Here is an 18,605-nt window from a genome sequence, read left to right as displayed (position 1 = left end):
CTATTCGACTGTCACCGACTTCGCCAGATTACGCGGCTTGTCCACGTCATAGCCACGGGCCTGGGCCACCGACGCGGCGAACACCTGCAGCGGGATGGTCGACAACAGCGGCTGCAAAAGTGTTGACACCGAGGGTATTTCGATCAGGTGGTCGGCGTAGGGACGAACTGTCTCGTCTCCCTCTTCGGCGATCACGATGGTCACCGCGCCCCGGGTCTGGATTTCGCGGATATTGGACAGCAGCTTCGCGTGCAGTGTCGCCGACCCTTTCGGGGACGGCATGACGACGATGACCGGCAGGTCGTCCTCGATCAGCGCGATCGGTCCGTGCTTGAGTTCTCCGGCCGCGAACCCCTCGGCGTGCATGTATGCCAGTTCCTTGAGCTTGAGCGCGCCTTCCAGGGCCACGGGGTAACCGACGTGGCGGCCCAGGAACAGCACCGTCGACGACTGCGCGAACCGGTACGCCAGCTCGGCCACCGGATCGGTCGCCGCGATCACCCGGGCGACCAGGTCCGGCATCGCTTCAAGTTCGCGGTATTCGCGTTCGACCTCGTCGGGGTACTTGGTGCCGCGGGCCTGTGCCAACGCCAGACCCACCAGGTAGTTGGCGGTGATCTGCGCCAGGAACGTCTTGGTGGAGGCCACCCCGATCTCCGGCCCGGCTCGGGTGTAGAGCACCGCGTCGCACTCACGAGGGATCTGCGAGCCGTTGGTGTTGCAGATCGCCAGCACCTTGGCCTTCTGCTCCTTGGCATGCCGGACCGCTTCCAGGGTGTCGGCCGTCTCGCCGGACTGGGAGATGGCGACGACCAGCGTGCTGCGGTCGAGCACGGGGTCCCGGTACCGGAACTCGCTGGCCAGTTCCACTTCCACCGGCAGTCTCGTCCAGTGCTCGATCGCGTACTTAGCCAGCAGACCTGAGTGGTAGGCCGTGCCGCAGGCGACGACGAACACCTTGTCGACTTCGCGCAGTTCCTGGTCGGACAGCCGCTGCTCGTCGAGCACGATGCGGTTGTCCACGAAATGGCCGAGCAGCGTCTCGGCGACCGCTGTTGGTTGCTCGGCGATCTCTTTGAGCATGAAGTACTCGTAGCCGCCCTTCTCGGCGGCGGCCAGGTCCCAGTCGATATGAAATTCCCGGTACTCGCGCCCGGCCTGCAAGTCATCGTTGCCGTGGAAGTCGGTGATCCGGTAGCCGTCGGCGGTGATCACCACTGCCTGGTCCTGGCCGAGTTCGACCGCCTGGCGGGTGTGCTCGATGAATGCGGCGACGTCGGAGCCGACGAACATCTCCCCCTCCCCGATGCCGATGACCAGCGGAGTCGAGCGGCGGGCGGCGACGATGGTGCCGGGTTCGTCTGCGTTGGCGAAGACCAGGGTGAAGTGGCCCTCCAGCCGGGGCAGGACCGACAGCACCGATGCGGTGAAGTCACCGGCCGTCTCGCCGTGGTGATAGGCCCGGGCGACCAGGTGCACCGCGACCTCGGTGTCGGTGTCGCTGGCAAACTCCACGCCTACGGCCTCCAGCTCCTGACGGAGCGCGGCGAAGTTCTCGATGATGCCGTTGTGGACGACGGCGATCTTGCCGGCCGCGTCGCGGTGCGGGTGCGCGTTGCGGTCGGTGGGGCGGCCGTGGGTGGCCCAGCGGGTGTGGCCCAGGCCGGTGGTGCCGGACAGTTCGGCCGGAGCCATCTTGGCGAGCGCCGCCTCCAGATTGCCCAGCTGGCCGGCGCGGCGGCGCACCGTGAGATTGCCCTTGCCGTCGGCCAGCGCGATGCCCGAGGAGTCGTAGCCGCGGTACTCCATCCGGCGCAGGGCGTTCATCACGACATCGCAGGCAGGACGCTGCCCGACGTAGCCGACGATTCCGCACATTCTGACCAGGGTAGTGCAGGTGCTGAATTATCACCGGGACCGGCGATATCGTTTATCTCTCTACCTGCATGAAAGGTCTGCTGTGTCACAGCCGTACCACCCGCCCGCGCCGTATCCGCAGCCCGTCGCGGCCGGCTATTCGGGGCCGCTGTTTCAGATCGGCTTGCTCAAGCACACCGGTGCGGTGATCTTCTGGCACCAGCAGAGTTCGCGGTACACCGGCACGTTGCAGCAGTGTGAGCAGGCCTATAAGGATGCCCAGACCCACTGCCTGCTGGCCGGCTGGTGGAGCCTGGGGTCACTGGTGGTGCTCAACTGGATCGCGTTGTTCTCCAACATGCGTGCCATCCGTCAAGTGCGGACCCTGGCCCAGAACCCACACGCCATGGCCAGCCAGCAGCCGTTCGCCCAACAGCAGCCGTTCGCTCAACAGCAGCCGTTGGCTCAACAACAGCCGTTCGCTCAACAACCGCCGTTCGCTCAACAACCGCCGTTCGCTCAACAACCGCAAGCGTGGCCGCAACAAGCACCCGGCGCCATTCCGCCCGGCTGGTATCCCGACCCGTCCGGCCAATCCGGGCAGCGCTACTGGGACGGTGCGACGTGGACCGCCTTTACCCATCCACCGACACACCGCTAACGTCGACGGGTGGCCCGCATCCGCAAGCTCGTCGCCGCCCTCAACCGGCGTGGTCCACATCGCGTTCTACGCGGTGACCTGGCCTTTGCCGGCCTGCCCGGCGTGGTGTACACCCCGGAATCCGGCTTCAACCTGCCCGGCATCGCGTTCGGGCACGACTGGCTGACCGGCTCCGCCCAATACGCCGGCCTGCTGGAGCATCTGGCGTCCTGGGGCATCGTGGCCGGGGCGCCGGACACCCAGCGGGGCCTGGTCCCGTCGGTGATGAATCTGGCCTTCGACCTCGGTGTGGCCCTGGACATCGTCTCGGGGGTGCGGCTGGGCCCCGGCGAGATCAGCGTGCACCCCGCCAAACTCGGCCTGGCCGGCCACGGGTTCGGCGCTTCGGCCGCGGTGTTCGCCGCCGCCGGCATGTCCGGGCCGTCCGGCAGGCCGCTGGCCGCGGTGGCGGCGCTGTTCCCGACGGTGACCGCTCCCCCGGCCGAACTGCCGGCCGCGGACCTGGACGTGCCAGGCCTCATTCTGACCGCGCCGGATGATCCCAAGACGCTGAACTCCAACGCCCTGGCGTTGGACCGCGCGTGGGACAAGGCCACGCTGCGCATCGTCAGCAAGGCGGAAGCGGGCGGCCTGGTCGAGGGCCGGCGGTTGCCGAAAGCCGTGGGGCTGGGCGGTTCCGACCGCAAGACCCAACGGGCGGTCCGCGCGCTGTTGACCGGCTATCTGCTCTACACCCTGGCCGGCGACAAGACCTACCGCGACTTCGCCGATCCGGACGTGGCGCTGCCCCGAACCGACCCGGTGGATCCTGAAGCACCGCTGGTGACTCCCGAAGAGAAGATCGTCGCGCTGCTGAAGTAATCGGCACGCGTGTGTCCCGCCGCGCGCGAGCGGGTAGTAGCCACTTATGGCAGACGTGCAGACTCTGTACCGGCGTTGGATCAGCGAACTGTGGGCCGGGCGGCCGGTCGCGGCGGAGATCGTCACTGATGACTTCGTGGGGCACTGGCCCGATCGTGAAGTGCACGGCCCGGACGAACTGACGCAGATCATCGAGCAGACGCGAAACATGTTGCAGGATCTGAGTTTTAGTATCGAACTCGGCCCGCTGCGCGACGGCGACCTGGTCGCCGGCCGCTGGGTCGGCGCCGGCGACGGCCCGGATGGTCCGGTCCGGTTCACCGGCAACGACATTCTGCGACTCGCCGACGACGGGCAACGGTTCGCCGAATATTGGACGGGCACGGCGACAGGCTGACGCGAGTCCCGGAGCGAGCCGTGGTAAGTGTCGTTGATGCGAATCGGGATCGCGCTGGACTACTCGGGCGGCTTTCACGACGCGGTTGACCGCGTCGTCGAGTTGGAGAAGGTCGGGATCGACGTGGCGGTGGTCGCCGAGGCCTACGCCTTCGACGCCATCAGCCAACTCGGGTTTCTGGCGGCCAGGACGAGCACCGTCGAACTGGCCTCGGGTGTGCTGCCGCTCTACATCCGCACGCCCTCGTTGCTCGCCATGACGGCCGCCGGCCTGGACTACGTGTCCGGTGGCCGCTTCAACCTCGGGATCGGCACCTCCGGCCCGCAGGTGATCGAGGGGTTTCACGGCCTCGAGTTCGACGCCCCGCTGGGCCGCACCCGCGAAGCCGTTGAGATCTGCCGGCAGATCTGGCGCCGGGAAGAACCGCTGCAGTACGCCGGCAGGCACTATCAGATCCCGCTGCCCGCCGATCGCGGGACTGGTTTGGGCAAGGCCCTGAAGCTTATCAATCACCCTGTGCGCGAACGTATTCCGATATCGATCGCGGCACTGGGCCCGAAGAACGTGGAGCTTACCGCGGAGATCGCCGAGGGTTGGCAGCCGGCGTTCTACTATCCGGACAAGGCGCATTTGGTGTGGGGTGAGGCCCTGGCGGCCGGCACCGCCAAGCGCGATCCCGGGCTTGGTCCCCTGGATGTCATGGTGGGTACGGCGCTGGCGATCGGCGACGACGTCGAGGACCGATTCGCCTGGATCAAGCCGCAATTGGCGCTCTACATCGGCGGCATGGGCGCCCGGGGCCGCAACTTCTACCACGACCTGGCCACCCGGTACGGGTTCGGCGACGCCGCCGACCGAATCCAGGAGCTCTATCTGGCCGGCCGCAAACGTGAGGCCATCGACGCGTTGCCCGACGAACTGGTGCGCGGGGTCTCCCTGATCGGCCCGCGCGGCTTCATCGCCGAACGGTTGGCCGTCTTCGCCGAGTCGGGGGTGACCACGTTGCTGGTGCGGCCGGCGACGGCGGAGGCCGGTGAAGCAGTTCGCTACGTCGAGGAACTGCTGCAACTGCTTCCGTGACGTCACTGTCCCGCCTGCGGCAGCTCGTTCGCGGCGATCTCGCAGGGCGTCGATCCCACCGGGACCGGTCCAGGAGGGGGCGCCGGGACGGCCGGTGGGGCGGGGGGCGTCTCTGGGGCCGGTAGTGCGGTCGCAGGCCGCGCCTCACCGGTCGGCTGCGAAGCCGGCACGACGCCGTCTCCCGGCGGCACGGCGGCGTTCGGCGGCCGTTGTGCGGTCTGGGATTTCGGCTCTACCGGTTCTTCCAGTGGGTCCGTTTTGTGCCGGGTGTCCTCGCCGTCGTCGAACGGGTCGTCGTCGCCGAGCGGGTCGTCGTCGCCGAACGGCTCGCCGGTCGACGATCCCAACAGATCGCCCATACTCGCGACGATCCGGCTGGCGAGGCCACCGAGATTTCCGAGGCCGCCGAGACCGTCGACGCCGTCGAAACCTCCCGAGCCTCCCAGGCCACCCCCACTCCCCAGCGCTCCCGAGCCGCCCGGCAGGCCCGGATCGCCGGACCACCCGGCGATCGATTCCGGCGCCGGCATTTGCGCAATCGGCGGCTGCGGCGCGGTGGGCGTCGGCGCGAACGGCGAGGGTGCGCTACTGGGCAGTGGGGTGGCAACGGCCGCGGGTAGCGTCCCGGCGGCCAACCCTCGCGGCGGCGGGCCCAACGCACCGAAGTCGCCGGGAATTTCGAAGTAGGCGCCAGAGGCGGCAGCGAACCGGTCGGTGACCATGTCGTAGGCGGCCGTCACGGCCGCCCGGGTGGACAGCATCGCGGGGCGCCAGTCTTGACGAATGTCGTTGTCTACGTATGGTTTTACCTGTTGATCGACCGCCTCGCGGGCGGACGCCTCGGTGGTGACCGCGGCAGCTGCGGCCAACCATGCGGGCCGCTGCGCCAGGGTGCGGTCGTCGATCGCGGTGGTGGTCGCGACCCTCGCGTCGACCAACTGCCACAAGTTGTCCCGCAGCGACTCACAACGCTGGGCCGCCGCGCGAACTTCGGCGACCACCGCGCCGGCGATCTCGCAGTGGCGCCGCAGAAACGCCACCGCGGCGTCGGACCCCGGCCCCGTCCACACCGTCGCCAACATGTTGAGCTGGTCGCGCTGCAACCGCAGCGCTTCGGTCACCACCGATCCCGCGGCGCGCAACGCGGCACAGTCAGCGTCGAGGGCACGCAGGTCGAGCCCTTCTTCGCTGTCGTACCAGTCACGGATCTGCGCGGGATCGCCGGTCAGGTCCGGATGCCGGTAACCGATCTGCTCGCACGCTCGCAGATAGGTCTGCGTGTGCTCAACCGCGGGCAGGCCTTCAGCCAGGCGCCCCGCAACATCCAACCGCGCCACCACGATCAGGCGATCCGGGCCGCGGCATACGACTCCGCCTCGGCGTAACGATCAGCTCCGGCGCGTAACGCGGCGGCGATCTCGACTGCCGCCCGCGACCATTGGGACAGTTCGGCGGCCAGGCGGTCGAGCTCAGCACGTAATCTCTCGCCACATCCGGCATACGCCCGGCCGGCCCGCGCACCGTCAAAGGTCAACCGCGACAGATGATTTGAGGTAGCCTCGTCGATCAGTTCCGCCGCGTCGTCGATCCGGTCAGCGATTCCGCGCACGCCCGCGCTGTCAAGTCTCATACCCAGTTCGACGCCACGCGGGGCGCCGGGGTTCCACCCGGTTTCTAGCCGGCGGAGCCGACGGCGTCGGCCACCGTGCCGGCCAACCGCTGCGCGATGTCCTCGTCGGCAGCTTCCACCATCACCCGGATGAGTGGTTCAGTTCCCGAGGGACGCAACAGGATTCGTCCGGTGTCACCGAGTTCGGCCTCGGCCTGCGCCACCGCGGTCTGCACCGACGGCGCGACGGCGGCGGTGGCCTTGTCGGCGACCTCGACATTGATCAGCACCTGCGGCAGCGTCTGCATCGCCGCCGCCAGCGTGGCCAGCGACGAACCGGTCTGCACCATCCGGGTCATCAGGCGCAGGGCGGTGACGATGCCGTCACCGGTGGATCCCAGCGCCGGCATCACAATGTGGCCGGACTGCTCGCCGCCCAGGCTGTAGTCGCCGGCCCGCAGCTCTTCCAGGACGTAACGGTCCCCGACACCGGTGGTGCGCACCGTCACGCCGGCGGCCCGCATTGCCAGATGCAGTCCGAGGTTGCTCATCACGGTCGCTACCAGCGTGTCGGAAGCCAGTTCACCGGTCTCCTTCATGGCCAGCGCCAGCACCACCATGATGGTGTCGCCGTCGACGAGTTCACCGTTGGCGTCGACGGCCAGGCAGCGGTCGGCGTCGCCGTCATGCGCGATCCCCAGGTCGGCGCGGTGAGCGATGACCGCGGCGCTCAGCGCTTCCAGGTGGGTGGAGCCGCAGCGGTCGTTGATGTTGAGGCCGTTGGGCTCAGCGTTGATCGCGATGACGCGGGCACCAGCGGCGCGGTAGGCACTCGGCGCCGCCGTGGAGGCCGCGCCGTGGGCGCAGTCGACCACCACGGTCAGCCCGTCCAGGCGGCTGGTGCTGGCCTTGCCGACGTGGCGCAGATAGCGTTCGGCGGCGTCCTCGGCGTCCAGGACGCGGCCGATCCCCGCGCCGACCGGGCGCAGGCCTGGACCGGCGGCGACCAGGTTCTCGATCTGGTCTTCGGTGTCGTCGTCGAGTTTGTGGCCTCCGGGACCGAAGATCTTGATGCCGTTGTCGGGCATCGGGTTGTGCGAGGCCGAGATCATCACGCCGAAGTCGGCGTCGTAGGCGCCGGTGAGGTAGGCGACCGCGGGTGTCGGAAGCACCCCGACCCGCAGCGCGTCGACCCCTTCGCTGCTCAGGCCGGCGATCACGGCGGCCTCCAGCATTTCGCCGCTGGCCCGTGGATCGCGGCCGATCACGGCCATCCGGCGGCCCGGGCCGGTGGAACTCGCCAGGTGCCGCGCCGCGGCCGCACCCAGTGCGAGCGCCAATTCCGCGGTCAGCTCGCGATTGGCGACTCCGCGGACGCCGTCGGTGCCGAATAGTCGACCCATGCGGACAAACCTCTCACAAGATAGCGATAGTGCTCATACCCACTTTTGGCTGCGAGCGTGCCGTCGAGGCGTGCGACACGCCGACTGACACACGCTCGCAGCCAAAAAGTGGTGGCTGATCAGCGCTTGCTGTACTGAGGCGCCTTGCGAGCCTTCTTCAGGCCGTACTTCTTGCGTTCGGTGGCACGCGGGTCACGGGTAAGGAAGCCGGCCTTCTTGAGTGCCGGCCGGTCCTCGGGAGTGGCCACGATCAGTGCGCGGGCAATGCCCAGACGCAGCGCGCCGGCCTGGCCGGACGGACCGCCGCCGTGGAGCAGCGCGTAGATGTCGTAGCTGTCCACCCGCTCGACAGTCACCAGCGGCGCCTTGATCAGCTGCTGGTGCACCTTGTTCGGGAAGTAGTCCTCGAGGCTGCGTCCGTTGAGGTCGAACTTGCCGGTGCCGGGCACCAGGCGCACCCGGACCACGGCCTCCTTGCGGCGGCCGACGGTCTGAATCGGGCGCTCGAACACGAACGACTCGCTGACGGCCGGGGCCTCGGCCTCGGTCTCGGTGACCTCGGTGGTTTCCAGACTGGTCTCGGTCACTGCGCCACCTGCTTGATCTCGAACGGAACCGGCTGCTGAGCGGTGTGGGGGTGCTCCGGGCCCGCGTAGACGCGGAGCTTCTTCTGGATCTGACGGCTCAGCTTGTTCTTGGGCAGCATGCCGACGATCGCCTTCTCCACCACGCGGTCGGGGTGCTTTTGCAGCAGCTCACCGATGCTCCGCTGACGCAGACCGCCGGGATACCCCGAGTGGTTGTAGGCCATCTTGCTCTGCAGCTTGTCGCCGCTGATGGCGACCTTTTCGGCGTTGATGACGATGACGAAGTCACCACCATCGACGTTGGGCGCGAACGTCGGCTTGTGCTTGCCACGCAGCAGCGTCGCCGCTGCCACGGCAAGGCGGCCAAGCACAACGTCCGTGGCGTCGATGACGTACCACGACCGCGTGGTGTCACCCGCCTTGGGCGCGTATGTAGGCACAGCGCTTACTCCATATCTTTCTCGGGTGGATCCCGGTGCGAACCGGGGGCCGGTCAGGCGTTTGCGGCAGGGGGTGGTCTCGGCGACCGACAGTGACCCGAGACCCCTTTTACCCGTAGGTACCCGCAGGCACCCGTGGGTGACCGCACGCCAACGGAGCAGCTTACCGACGCGCATCCCCGCAGGTCAAAACGACTACCGCGACCAACTGCCCGCCGCCCGGCGATCGGCGCCGGCCATCTCGTCGGCACCGTCGCGGACTGCATGTCCCAACTCGATCAGAATCTCGTTGAGCGCGGTGGCCGCCTGATGCCATTTGAGCTGTTCGGCCTGGTAGGCGGCGGCCGCCTGCCGGGTCCAGAGCTGCTGCAGTGGGGCGATCTGCGACCGCAGCTCATCCAGTGCCGCGTTCAGGCGTGCGGCAGTGGTGTGGATCTCCTGGCGGACGGAGTGCTCGATGGCGTCGAAGTGATACGACAGCGTCTGATCCATGGCCGCTCTCCCCTCAGAGGTTTCCGGCGCTGGCGGCGATCCGGTCGGCGTGGCTCTGCCCGGCCTCGCGCAGCACGACCTCGTTGTGGCGGATGGTTTCCGCGATGTCGTGCAGGACGTGATGAAGCCGCGTTGACTCGGCGTTCCAGCGATCCACCACGTCCCTGAACCGCGCGGCGGCGAGCCCGCCCCACACCGATGGCGGTACGGCGCTCATCCGGCCGATGAAGGCCTGCAACATTGCCCGGATCTCGTCGTTGCGGACATCGGTGGTGGCCGCGACCGATCTCATCAGGTCGAAGTCGGTGTTCAGCGCGTTGGCGCTGGCCGGAGTGCTCATCTGGTTCTCCCGTCTCTCCGAATATTCGACCCCCGGCGCCGCGGTTTGGTTCCACCGATTTCGCGGGCTCAACCCACCGCATGAGCGGTCCGCACGGCCTGCTCACAGGCGTCGCGGACGGCGTCCCGGGCGGCGGGCCGGCTCTGGCATCCGATGCTGATCCGCAGCGACCCGTCGAGCAGCACCGTCCACCGCACGTCGTGGGTCGCCCGAACTTCGCGATAGGTCACTGCCGGACGGCCGGCGCCGGCTCCGGCCGGGTTGAAGTCGACGAAGACGCCGGCCGGTTCGGCGTCGATCGCCCGGCGCAACCGGTCGGCGGCACCGGCCAGCGTCTCGCCGGGTGTCGGCGTCTGCGTGACGTGCAAAGCCGCCTCGGGATCGGACGGCGAGGTGACCTGGACCCGCGCCGAGCCCGGGCCGGTGATGACCCGCCGGGTGAGCCAGCCGGCCGGGATCGTCAGCGCCACCTGGCCCTCGACCAGAACGGTCGTCGGCTCCGCCCGGGCCGCCGGGCGTGGCTGCTCGGCGGTCACCGCGGGCAGCGCCAGCCCCGCCGCGGTCATCGTGAGGCCCGCGACCGCCAGCCGCGCCAGAGTTCGACCGCCGCCGGACACGACCCGTGCACCGTCGGGAACCGACGCGGTTACGTGGGCCAGTCGCGTCAGCGCGGCGTCGTCGACGGTGGTGACGACGTGCCGGCTTCCGACGGCCTCGGCGATCAATCGCGCCAGCCGGGGTGCGCCCGGTACTGCGGTCGCGACGTCGATCACCAGGTTGCGCGGCGTCAGCTCTTTGAGGACGGCGGCAACCTCATCGACGAGGGCCTGCTCGTCGGTGCGGCGCGGCACGGCGACGACGTCGCTTCCCGAGATGGCCACCAGCCGTTCGGCGATCTCCACCAGCACCGCCGAATTCTGTTGTGCCAGAATCGAAGCCCGCGTGCACACGACAACCTCATCGGCGGCCACCGTGCGCGCGGCCGTGGTGACCAGTTCGACCCGGCTCGTCGACCACCACGTCGGACACACCACGAGCGCCCCGCGGTGCCCGTCGATCAGAACCCGCAACACGGTGCACCACAGCGCGGCGACGGCGACCGGCCGCTCGTCCACCAACGCCACCGGGTCGTCCACCGCGTCCAGCGCTGCCGTGAAGCTGCCGTCGGTTTCGGCTGTCGTGCAACATGTTCGGCTGATGCGACCGGGTCCTGCCGCGATCACGGCGCGGTGCACCCTCACTCCGGGCTCCACGCCACCTGCACCAGCTGCTCGACGCCGGGGCGGGTAATCAGGGTGCCGCGGCCGGGCGGTAGCGGTACGGGTGGCCTCGACCCGAGCAGGGCACCCTCCTCAGCGCGACCGCTCATCACCAGGGCCATGCAGCCCAGGTCGCGCAGCCCGGCGAGCACCGGCTCGAACAATGCTCGCGCGGCACCCCCGCTTCGGCGGGCGACAATCACGTGCACTCCCAAATCGGCCGCATACGGCAGATATTCCAGCAATGGCGCTAGCGGGTTGGCGGTCGACGTGGTGACCAGGTCGTAGTCGTCGACTACGAGGTAGATCTCAGGCCCGGTCCACCAAGTTCTCGCCCGCAGCTGCGCCTGGGTGACCTCGACGCCCGGCACCCGCGCCTGCAGCAGCTCAACCAGGCCCGATACCAGAACCCCCAGGGCCGCGGGCATCATGGCGTACCCACCCAGATGCTCGGACGTAACGACGCCGAGCAGCGTGCGCCGGAAGTCGACCAGGAAAACTCGGGCCTGCTCGGCGGGGTGGGTGCGGACGATCTCGCGGCACAGGGTCCGCAGCGCAGCGGTCTTGCCGCAGCCGTTGTCGCCAAGTATCAGCAGGTGTGATTGACATTCGAAATCAATTGTGGCCGGCCCCAATTGGATTTCCTCGAGGCCGAGCACGATCCGGGTCTCGTGATCACCAATGACGGTGTCGTAATCGACCTGGGTGGGCAATAGCCGTATCGGCGGTGCGGCGGGGCCGCCGCTCTGCAACACCAGCCCCTCCCGTCCCGGCAGGGCGACCATCATGTGCAGGCCCTCAAGACAGAGACCGCGACCGGGACGGTCGGGCGGCACTTGCCGGGCCTGACGGCGATCGACTTCGGAATCCGCGGGATCGCCGAGCCGTAACTCGATGCGGGTACCGAGTTGATCCTTCAGCGCCGGCCGCAGCTCCGCCCATCGTGTCGCCGACACCATCACGTGGACACCGTACGAAAGTCCCAAAGCCGCAAGCGCAATGATCGATTCTGCAACCGTCTCGAAGTCCTGGCGCAGGCCGGCCCAGCCGTCCACGACGAGAAACACGTCCGGAAGAGAGTCACCCGGACCGCTTTCGCGGCGGCGCAACTCTCGCGCGTGCACGGTGGACTCCACCTCGGCGGCCATCCGCCAGACGAGTTCGGGCTGTGTCCGGTCGGCGACCGCGCCGACATGCGGGATGTCGCGCAGGGTGGACAGGGCTCCGCCGCCGAAGTCGAGGCAGTAGAACTGCACCTGCCCGGGACCGTGGGTAGCGGCCAGTGCGGTGATAAGGGTGGCCAGCGCCGTCGACTTACCCGAGCGGGGCGCTCCGACGACGGCGACATTGCCGGCGGCGCCCGACAGGTCGACCAGCAGCGGCGCGCGGCACTGCTCGTAGGGCCGGTCGACGACGCCGACCGGAACGGTGAGAGGCCCGGGCGCTCGATCAGCCAACAGCTCGCGGAGGCAGGGCGCCGCATCCAGCGGAGGTAACCACACCTGGTGGGCAGGCGGCCCCTGGTGCTCCAGGCGGTCGAGGATGGCCTGCAGGAGGGACGGACCGCGTATCGGCTCCCGATCCCGCTCAGCCCCAACGGTTTCGGAGGTGAACCGCTGCACCTCCGGCACTGCCGGGTTTCCCGCACCGCCGGCTTGCGACGGCTCGGACACGAATGCGGCCTGAAAACGGACCAGTTCTCCATCGGCGGCCCGCAGCAGCCCCGCTCCCGGCGTGCTCGGCAGTTCGTATGCATCCGTCGTGCCCAGCACTGCACGCGACTCGCCGGCGGACAGGGTTTTCAGGCAGATCCGGTAGGACAGGTGGGCTTCCAGTCCACGCAGCCTCCCCTCGTCAAGCCGTTGGCTGGCCAGCAGTAGGTGCATGCCGAGGGACCGGCCGACCCGCCCGATCGCACCGAACGTATCGGTGAAATCGGGATGCTGACTGAGCAGTTCGGAGAACTCGTCGACGATGATGAACAAGGTCGGCAGCGGCGGCGATCCGGGTCCGCGCGCCTGGTCGTATGCCGCGACGCTGGGAAAGTTACCCGCCGCACGCAGCAGTTGCTGTCGGCGGTTCATCTCGCCCGCCAGCGCCTCCCGCATCCGGGCGACCAGCGGCGCCTCGTCGGCGAGGTTGGTGATGACCGATGCCACATGCGGCGCCCGGGCGAATTCGAGAAACGTTGCGCCCCCTTTGAAGTCGATCAGCAGCAGATTCAGCACCCACGGCGGGTTGCGCGCCATCATGCCCAGGGCGACGGTGCGCAACAGCTCGGACTTGCCCGACCCGGTGGCCCCGACACACAGCCCGTGCGGCCCGATCCCTTCCTCGGCCGCCTCTTTGATGTCCAGCAACACGGGTCGGCCGTCAAGGGTGGCACCGATCGGAACACGCAATCGGTCCCGCCGGTCCTGGTTGTGCCACAACGCAATCGGGTCGGCGCCGATGCCGAGCACACCGGCCGGGTCGGCAGCTTCCTTCGCGGTACCGGCATGCGCCGCTATTCGGCGTGCGCACACGACTGCGTCGTGCCGGCCGAGGTAGTCGGGAGTCTCCAGCGTCTGCCTTCGGTCGGATTGCCTGATCGTCAACGCTGGCGTCGGATCACCGAATCGGAGCACGGTCGCACCAGTGATCGCGATGTCGTGGCTCCCGGCGATGTCGACGATCACCACCGCATGCGCCGGCCCGCTGGTGGCCAGCCCCGCGCGCACCTCGGCCACCGTGGAATACACCATCCGCACCGGACCTGCGAGGTCTGTTGCGCTGGGATGTTGATTGTGCGGCAACCACTTCAGCCAGTCCCACTCGGCGCGGTCCGTCACGGCAGCCACGATCAGCAACTTCCCGGGTGGGTGTGAAACCGCCAGCTGGCACACCATTGCGCGGAGCAGCCCGCGCACCCGACCCGCGTCACCGTCGAAGGTCGCTGTGTTCGTCGCACGCAGCGAGATCGCGATCGGCGCATCGGGGAGCGTCGAATGGGTTCGCACGAAACGATTCAAGGCGCAGGCGGTGACCGGATCACACCGCTGCGCGGGAGGCGCCGTCGCGACCGCCAGCCGGGGTTCGAGCGGGGTACTCCCGACACCTACCCTGACCCGACAGAACTCCGGCTCGGCGGGCTGTCGCGTCCACATGCGGGGGCCACCGACGAATGTCCACAGCCTGTCCGGCTCCGGACGCCACGACATCAGCGAAGCGTGTTGTGCGCGAGCGGCTTCGATGACTCTCGGCCGCAAGTCGCGCAGGTACTCGAGATATTCGTCCCGGTCGCTGCCGATCGCCGTGCCACGGCGCCGACCGCGCCCGACCGTCAGTACCAGCGACGCCAGCATCATCGCGGGCGCGGCCAACAGCGCGGGGCTGCGCGCCGCGGGAGAACCGGTGAGGAACACCGTCCCCGTGACACCCACAGCCACAACGGCCATCACGACGGGCAGCATCGTGCTCGGGGACGCCGATCGCGGCACCTCGGGCGGGGCGGCGACTTCGATGACCGCAGCCATAGTTCGACGACACTAAACGGCACCGAGAGTCACGACAATTCAGCTGTGGATAAGTGCAAACGCAGCCCCTGCCAACCACTTAACGTGCCAGGGATGCCGACTACCGATCCGGAGTTGCGCCGTGTCGCCGTCCACGCCGGCAGCGCCTCCGTCGACCTGACATTGCCCGCTTCCGTGCCCGTCGCGGAGTTGATTCCATCGATTGCCGACGCAATAGGTGGTGTGACACCGGGGACGCGCTACCACCTGGCACGACTCGGCGCCTCGCCGCTACCGCACTCGACGACATTGCGGCAGAACGATATTCGTGACGGCACCGCGCTCGTACTGAGCCCGCAGCCGCCGGCGCCTCCGGCCGTGCGCTACGACGACGATGTCCAAGCGGTGTCCGCGGCGCTGGGCAGCCCGCCGCGATCCAGGCGGCGGCTCATCGCCGCACTGGCCGCTGCGTGCTTCACCGCCGCCGGTGCGTTGGCACTGATTCGCTCAGTCGGCGGGAACCCCGGCCGCGCCGACACCGCGGCCGCTGCGGCGGGTACCGCCGCGGTCACCGCGCTGATCGTCGCGGTCGTCATCCTGCGCATCCGCCGCGACCCGATCGCCGGCCTCACGCTCAGCCTCATTGCCGCGACGTCGGCGGCGCTGGCCGGTCTGCTTGCGGTGCGCGGCACTCTCGGTGCCCCGAATGTGTTGCTCGCCGCGATGGCGGCAGGTGCGACGGCGGTCCTGGCGATCCGCGTGATCCGTTGTGGCGTGGTCATACTGGCCGCCACGGCCTGCTCTGCCGCGATCGCGGCGGTGGCGGCGCTCGCGAGCATCGTCACCGGAGCGCCGTCACACGCCGTCGGATCAGTGACCGCCCTCGCCTGCCTCGGACTGATCGAGGCGGCACCGTGGTTGTCGATCCGATCGGCCGGCCTGGTGCCCAGCATCGACGGCGATGACCAAAGGCCCGAAAGCGAACTGGCGGCCAGGGCTGTGCGCGCCGACAGCCGGCTGACGAGTCTGCGGGCCGGCTTCGCGGCGGCCGCGGCCATCGCCGCCGTCACGGCCGCGCTCGCCGCGCAGCGGGCCATCGGGCTGGGGGCGGTCACCGGAGCCGTGTTGCTGTTGCACACCCGGACCGACCGGCCACGACAACTGCCGTTCGCGATCATCGGAATCAGCACGCTGGCAACGACATTGGTCATTGCCACCGCCCACCTGCCGCACCAGGCGCCGTGGATCGCCGCGCTGGCATCGACAGCGGCCGCCGCCGCGATATACCTGGGTTTCGTGGCTCCCGCCGTCACGCCGGTGGTGCGCCGCGGCGTCCACGCAGTGGGCTGCGTCGCGCTCGCGCTAGTGGCCCCGCTGACATGCTGGACGTGTGGCGCGTTCGGCGCCGTCCGGGGCCTGGGCCCGCTCCGCACATGAGCACGGTCCGGGTGGTGGGCCCATTGCTTGCCGCGGTGCTGGTGTCCCAATGTGCGATACCGCCGGCGCGGGCGGTCACGCCTCCCGCGGTCGACGAAAAGTGGCTGCCCCCGCCGGCGTTGCCGTCACCCGTGCAACGCACCGTACAGCGGGAGACGTGTGCGGTGGCGACGGCGGAACCGGACAACTCCGATGCCCCGGCTCAGCTTGCGGGCTTCGACCTGCCGCAGATCTGGCAACTCACCCGCGGCTCGGGGCAGCGGGTTGCCGTCATCGACACCGGCGTCCACCGGCACCCCCGACTGAAGGAGGTGGTCGCCGGCGGTGATTATGTCTCCACCGGCGACGGCACCCAGGACTGCGACGCCCACGGCACTCTGATTGCCGGGATCATCGGCGCTACAACAGATCCCACCTTCAGCGGAATCGCCCCCGACGTCACATTGATCAGCATCCGCCAGTCCAGCGTTAAGTTCGGACCGGCCGACAACCGCTCCGGTGAGGGCGTCGGTGACGTCGAGACGTTGGCCAGGGCCGTGCGCACCGCCGCCGATCTCGGCGCCACCGTCATCAACATTTCGTCGGTCGCCTGCACGCCGGTCGCCGAGGCACCCGACGACCGGTCACTGGGTGCCGCACTGGCATACGCGGTCGACGTCAAGAACGCCGTCGTGGTGGCGGCAGCCGGTAACAGTGGAGCGCATTGCCCGTCCCAGCCCGCGGGGGTCACTCGCGACACCGTCGCGGTGGTGGTCAGCCCGGCCTGGTACGACGACTACGTGCTGACGGTCGGTTCGGTTGATCCCCAGGGCATTCCGTCATCGTTCACGCTGGCCGGGCCGTGGGTGGACGTCGCCGCTACGGGTGAGGGTGTGACCTCGCTCAACCCGGCCGGTGACGGCCTGGTGAACCGGGTCGACGGACGATCGCCCATCTCGGGCACCAGCTACGCGGCGCCGGCGGTCAGCGGGCTGGCCGCGCTGATCCGGGCGCGGTTCCCGGAGTTGACCGCCCGCCAGGTGATGCAGCGCATCGAGGCCACCGCGCACCATCCCGCCGCCGGATGGGACCCGTTCGTCGGCAACGGCACCATCGACGCCCTCGCTGCCGTCTGCATCGAAAGCCCGCCCAACGCCGCACCCGCGCCCAAGCCACTCGATGTGCCCACGCCCGCAGCAGTTACTCCCCGGGAAAATCGGCCCCGCATGCTCGTGGGCGCCGCGATCTGCCTGATGCTCCTCGCGGGAGCGCTGGCGACGACTCGGCGGTCAGGGTCCCGGCGGGACCGTGTCGCGCGCGACTGACGCCTTGTCCCGGCTCAATTCCGGTCCGCACGGCAATGTCGCCAGCACCGGCCACGGCGCCGGCGCCGGCATCGCCGGCAGTCCGAGAAGACGGGCCGCTTCCTCGTCGTGGACCGCGAACCGAGCCCCGGTGTCGGTCACCAGATAGCGGGTGTCCACCCGCGTCCTGTCCCCGACCCGGCTCTGCGTTGCCACGTACGCGCTGCGGCCCGCAGCGATGGAGAAGGCGTCCACCGCGGGTCCGGGACCGTCGGCTTGCGCCAGTCGCACCAGTGCCACGGCCGGCGCAGCCGGGAAGGCCAGGAACGCGATATCGGGCTGACCCGCCGCAGCGGGAGTCCACTCCGCACACCACGTCGAACCCCCGGCGTCCGACGGCACCTGCTCGGGGATCCCGGCGACCGGCAATGCGTCGACATTGGGTGCGGTACGCAGCAGGCCCGGGGCGACGGTGGTGACGTCGCTCGAACCGGAGAACCGGAGCAGGTCCGCGACGACCTGGCTGATTCGCTGGACTCCGGCGCTGAGCACGACGTAGAACTCTTCGCCCGCAGCCCCTGTGATTCGCAGCACATCGCCAACCCGTAGTCCGGGCAGCCACGCTCCTGCCGGGGTACCCGCACCCCGGACGCGGGGCACCGCGATGGGCGGCGCCTCCGGAACCGCGTTCAGCAAAGTCTGCGAGACCACGTGCGGTGTCCGGCCCTGCAACCTCAGTGCTCGCACGACGGCGCGCTCGGCAAGGTCCACCATCGCGCGCCGGCCGCGGTACAACAGGTACGCTGGCGCCCCGGTGCCGGCGGCCACCAGCAGCGCCTGCCCCGCCCCGACGCGGCCGACCGGCAGATCCGCCCCCAGCAGGACCGTCGTACCCGCGCCGCCATCGGAGTCACACACCGTCCAGTACGATTCCCGCGCCGGCAGCGGCGGGGCGATCAATTCCGGAGCGCCCGGAATACCCACCAGCGGACCGTGTTTCGTTCGGGCCAGCACAGACTCTGGCACTTGCCGCGGATTGGCAGCGGTGGCCGCGATCAACCGCGCCGACGCCAGGTTGAGCACCGGATGCCAGGCATCACCGACCTTCACGTACAGCGCCCCGGATGTCTGCCCCATGGCGATCCGGGCATCGCCCAGACTTGGCTGGGGCCACAGCCGGCTCAGAAACAAGCAACCCGCCAAGGCGACGACCGTCACGACACAGCCCGCCGTCAGCGAACCCCGCCACAGCCTGCCGGGTGAGTCGGTCTGCGCGTCCAGCAACGCATTCTCCATGCGCCGGAGCTGGTAGCGGTAACCGCTCACATGCAGCCAGGTCGCCGCCCGCAGAGGCACATTTCTCCCATGTCTTCACCCGATCCACCCGTGACGATAGGCCGCTCAG

Annotated in this window: 17 protein-coding genes; 6 read left to right on the top strand and 11 right to left on the bottom strand. The window is 69.1% G+C overall.

The annotated features are described in order from the left end of the window. Positions 1–1,878 carry a glutamine--fructose-6-phosphate transaminase (isomerizing) gene (glmS, locus tag C0J29_RS06150; protein WP_065046541.1) on the bottom strand — a complete coding sequence of 626 codons (1,878 nt, stop codon included), beginning with the start codon at positions 1,876–1,878 and terminating at the stop codon, positions 1–3. An 82-nt stretch (positions 1,879–1,960) separates the two neighbouring features. On the opposite strand from glmS, the gene C0J29_RS34730 reads away from it, so the two are divergent. Genes C0J29_RS34730 through C0J29_RS06130 form a run of 4 tightly spaced genes read left to right on the top strand, consistent with a single transcriptional unit; the run spans position 1,961 to position 4,856 of the window. Continuing rightward, complete coding sequence (locus C0J29_RS34730) at positions 1,961–2,518, top strand: DUF2510 domain-containing protein (protein ID WP_370530872.1); 558 nt, start codon at positions 1,961–1,963, stop codon at positions 2,516–2,518. Between the two features lie 9 nt (positions 2,519–2,527). After that, on the top strand, positions 2,528–3,379 hold the full coding sequence (locus tag C0J29_RS06140; RefSeq protein WP_065046543.1) for a dienelactone hydrolase family protein: 852 nt from the start codon (positions 2,528–2,530) through the stop codon (positions 3,377–3,379). A 46-nt stretch (positions 3,380–3,425) separates the two neighbouring features. Continuing rightward, positions 3,426–3,776, top strand: coding sequence for a nuclear transport factor 2 family protein (locus C0J29_RS06135; protein ID WP_065046545.1), 351 nt, complete (start codon positions 3,426–3,428; stop codon positions 3,774–3,776). 36 nt (positions 3,777–3,812) lie between these two features. Further along, positions 3,813–4,856 carry an LLM class F420-dependent oxidoreductase gene (locus C0J29_RS06130; RefSeq protein WP_120791782.1) on the top strand — a complete coding sequence of 348 codons (1,044 nt, stop codon included), beginning with the start codon at positions 3,813–3,815 and terminating at the stop codon, positions 4,854–4,856. A 2-nt stretch (positions 4,857–4,858) separates the two neighbouring features. Here the strand turns inward: C0J29_RS06130 and C0J29_RS06125 are convergent, their stop codons facing one another. The 9 genes from C0J29_RS06125 to eccCa form a co-directional block, all read right to left on the bottom strand. Then, positions 4,859–6,196 (bottom strand): hypothetical protein, encoded by a 1,338-nt coding sequence (locus tag C0J29_RS06125; RefSeq protein WP_120791781.1) that lies wholly within the window; start codon positions 6,194–6,196, stop codon positions 4,859–4,861. 2 nt (positions 6,197–6,198) lie between these two features. Beyond that, a complete protein-coding gene (locus tag C0J29_RS06120; protein ID WP_120791780.1) occupies positions 6,199–6,486 on the bottom strand; it encodes a DUF7162 family protein in 288 nt (95 codons plus the stop codon). A gap of 44 nt (positions 6,487–6,530) precedes the next feature. Further along, positions 6,531–7,868 (bottom strand): phosphoglucosamine mutase, encoded by a 1,338-nt coding sequence (glmM, locus tag C0J29_RS06115; RefSeq protein ID WP_065043528.1) that lies wholly within the window; start codon positions 7,866–7,868, stop codon positions 6,531–6,533. Between the two features lie 119 nt (positions 7,869–7,987). Beyond that, positions 7,988–8,455: a 30S ribosomal protein S9 gene (gene rpsI / locus C0J29_RS06110; RefSeq protein ID WP_370530873.1), complete on the bottom strand. Its 468-nt coding sequence runs from the start codon at positions 8,453–8,455 to the stop codon at positions 7,988–7,990. Continuing rightward, complete coding sequence (rplM, locus tag C0J29_RS06105) at positions 8,452–8,895, bottom strand: 50S ribosomal protein L13 (RefSeq protein WP_055579855.1); 444 nt, start codon at positions 8,893–8,895, stop codon at positions 8,452–8,454. The genes rpsI and rplM overlap by 4 nt, the downstream gene beginning before the upstream one ends. A gap of 195 nt (positions 8,896–9,090) precedes the next feature. Then, positions 9,091–9,387, bottom strand: a complete 297-nt coding sequence (locus C0J29_RS06100) for a WXG100 family type VII secretion target (RefSeq protein WP_065043529.1) — start codon at positions 9,385–9,387, stop codon at positions 9,091–9,093. Positions 9,388–9,400: 13 nt separating this feature from the next. Beyond that, positions 9,401–9,727 carry a WXG100 family type VII secretion target gene (locus C0J29_RS06095; RefSeq protein WP_120791779.1) on the bottom strand — a complete coding sequence of 109 codons (327 nt, stop codon included), beginning with the start codon at positions 9,725–9,727 and terminating at the stop codon, positions 9,401–9,403. Between the two features lie 68 nt (positions 9,728–9,795). After that, on the bottom strand, positions 9,796–10,968 hold the full coding sequence (locus tag C0J29_RS06090) for a type VII secretion-associated protein (protein ID WP_120794582.1): 1,173 nt from the start codon (positions 10,966–10,968) through the stop codon (positions 9,796–9,798). Further along, positions 10,965–14,501, bottom strand: coding sequence for a type VII secretion protein EccCa (gene eccCa / locus C0J29_RS06085; RefSeq protein ID WP_120791778.1), 3,537 nt, complete (start codon positions 14,499–14,501; stop codon positions 10,965–10,967). The genes C0J29_RS06090 and eccCa overlap by 4 nt, the downstream gene beginning before the upstream one ends. A gap of 93 nt (positions 14,502–14,594) precedes the next feature. Between eccCa and eccD the strand changes: the two genes are divergently transcribed. Both eccD and mycP read left to right on the top strand, forming a co-directional pair. Beyond that, positions 14,595–15,917: a type VII secretion integral membrane protein EccD gene (gene eccD / locus C0J29_RS06080; protein ID WP_120791777.1), complete on the top strand. Its 1,323-nt coding sequence runs from the start codon at positions 14,595–14,597 to the stop codon at positions 15,915–15,917. Further along, positions 15,914–17,221 carry a type VII secretion-associated serine protease mycosin gene (gene mycP / locus C0J29_RS06075; RefSeq protein ID WP_120791776.1) on the top strand — a complete coding sequence of 436 codons (1,308 nt, stop codon included), beginning with the start codon at positions 15,914–15,916 and terminating at the stop codon, positions 17,219–17,221. Before eccD ends, mycP begins: the two co-directional genes overlap by 4 nt. Here mycP and eccB read toward each other — a convergent pair. Beyond that, positions 17,186–18,556: a type VII secretion protein EccB gene (gene eccB, locus C0J29_RS06070; protein WP_120791775.1), complete on the bottom strand. Its 1,371-nt coding sequence runs from the start codon at positions 18,554–18,556 to the stop codon at positions 17,186–17,188. The two genes, mycP and eccB, sit on opposite strands and share 36 nt — an antisense overlap. Positions 18,557–18,605 lie beyond the last annotated feature (49 nt).

It is taken from the genome of Mycobacterium paragordonae, assembly GCF_003614435.1.
GTDB classification, from domain to species: Bacteria; Actinomycetota; Actinomycetes; order Mycobacteriales; family Mycobacteriaceae; genus Mycobacterium; species Mycobacterium paragordonae.
The sequence above is the reverse complement of the archived record's forward strand: the minus strand, read 5'-3'. Positions and strand labels throughout refer to the sequence as shown.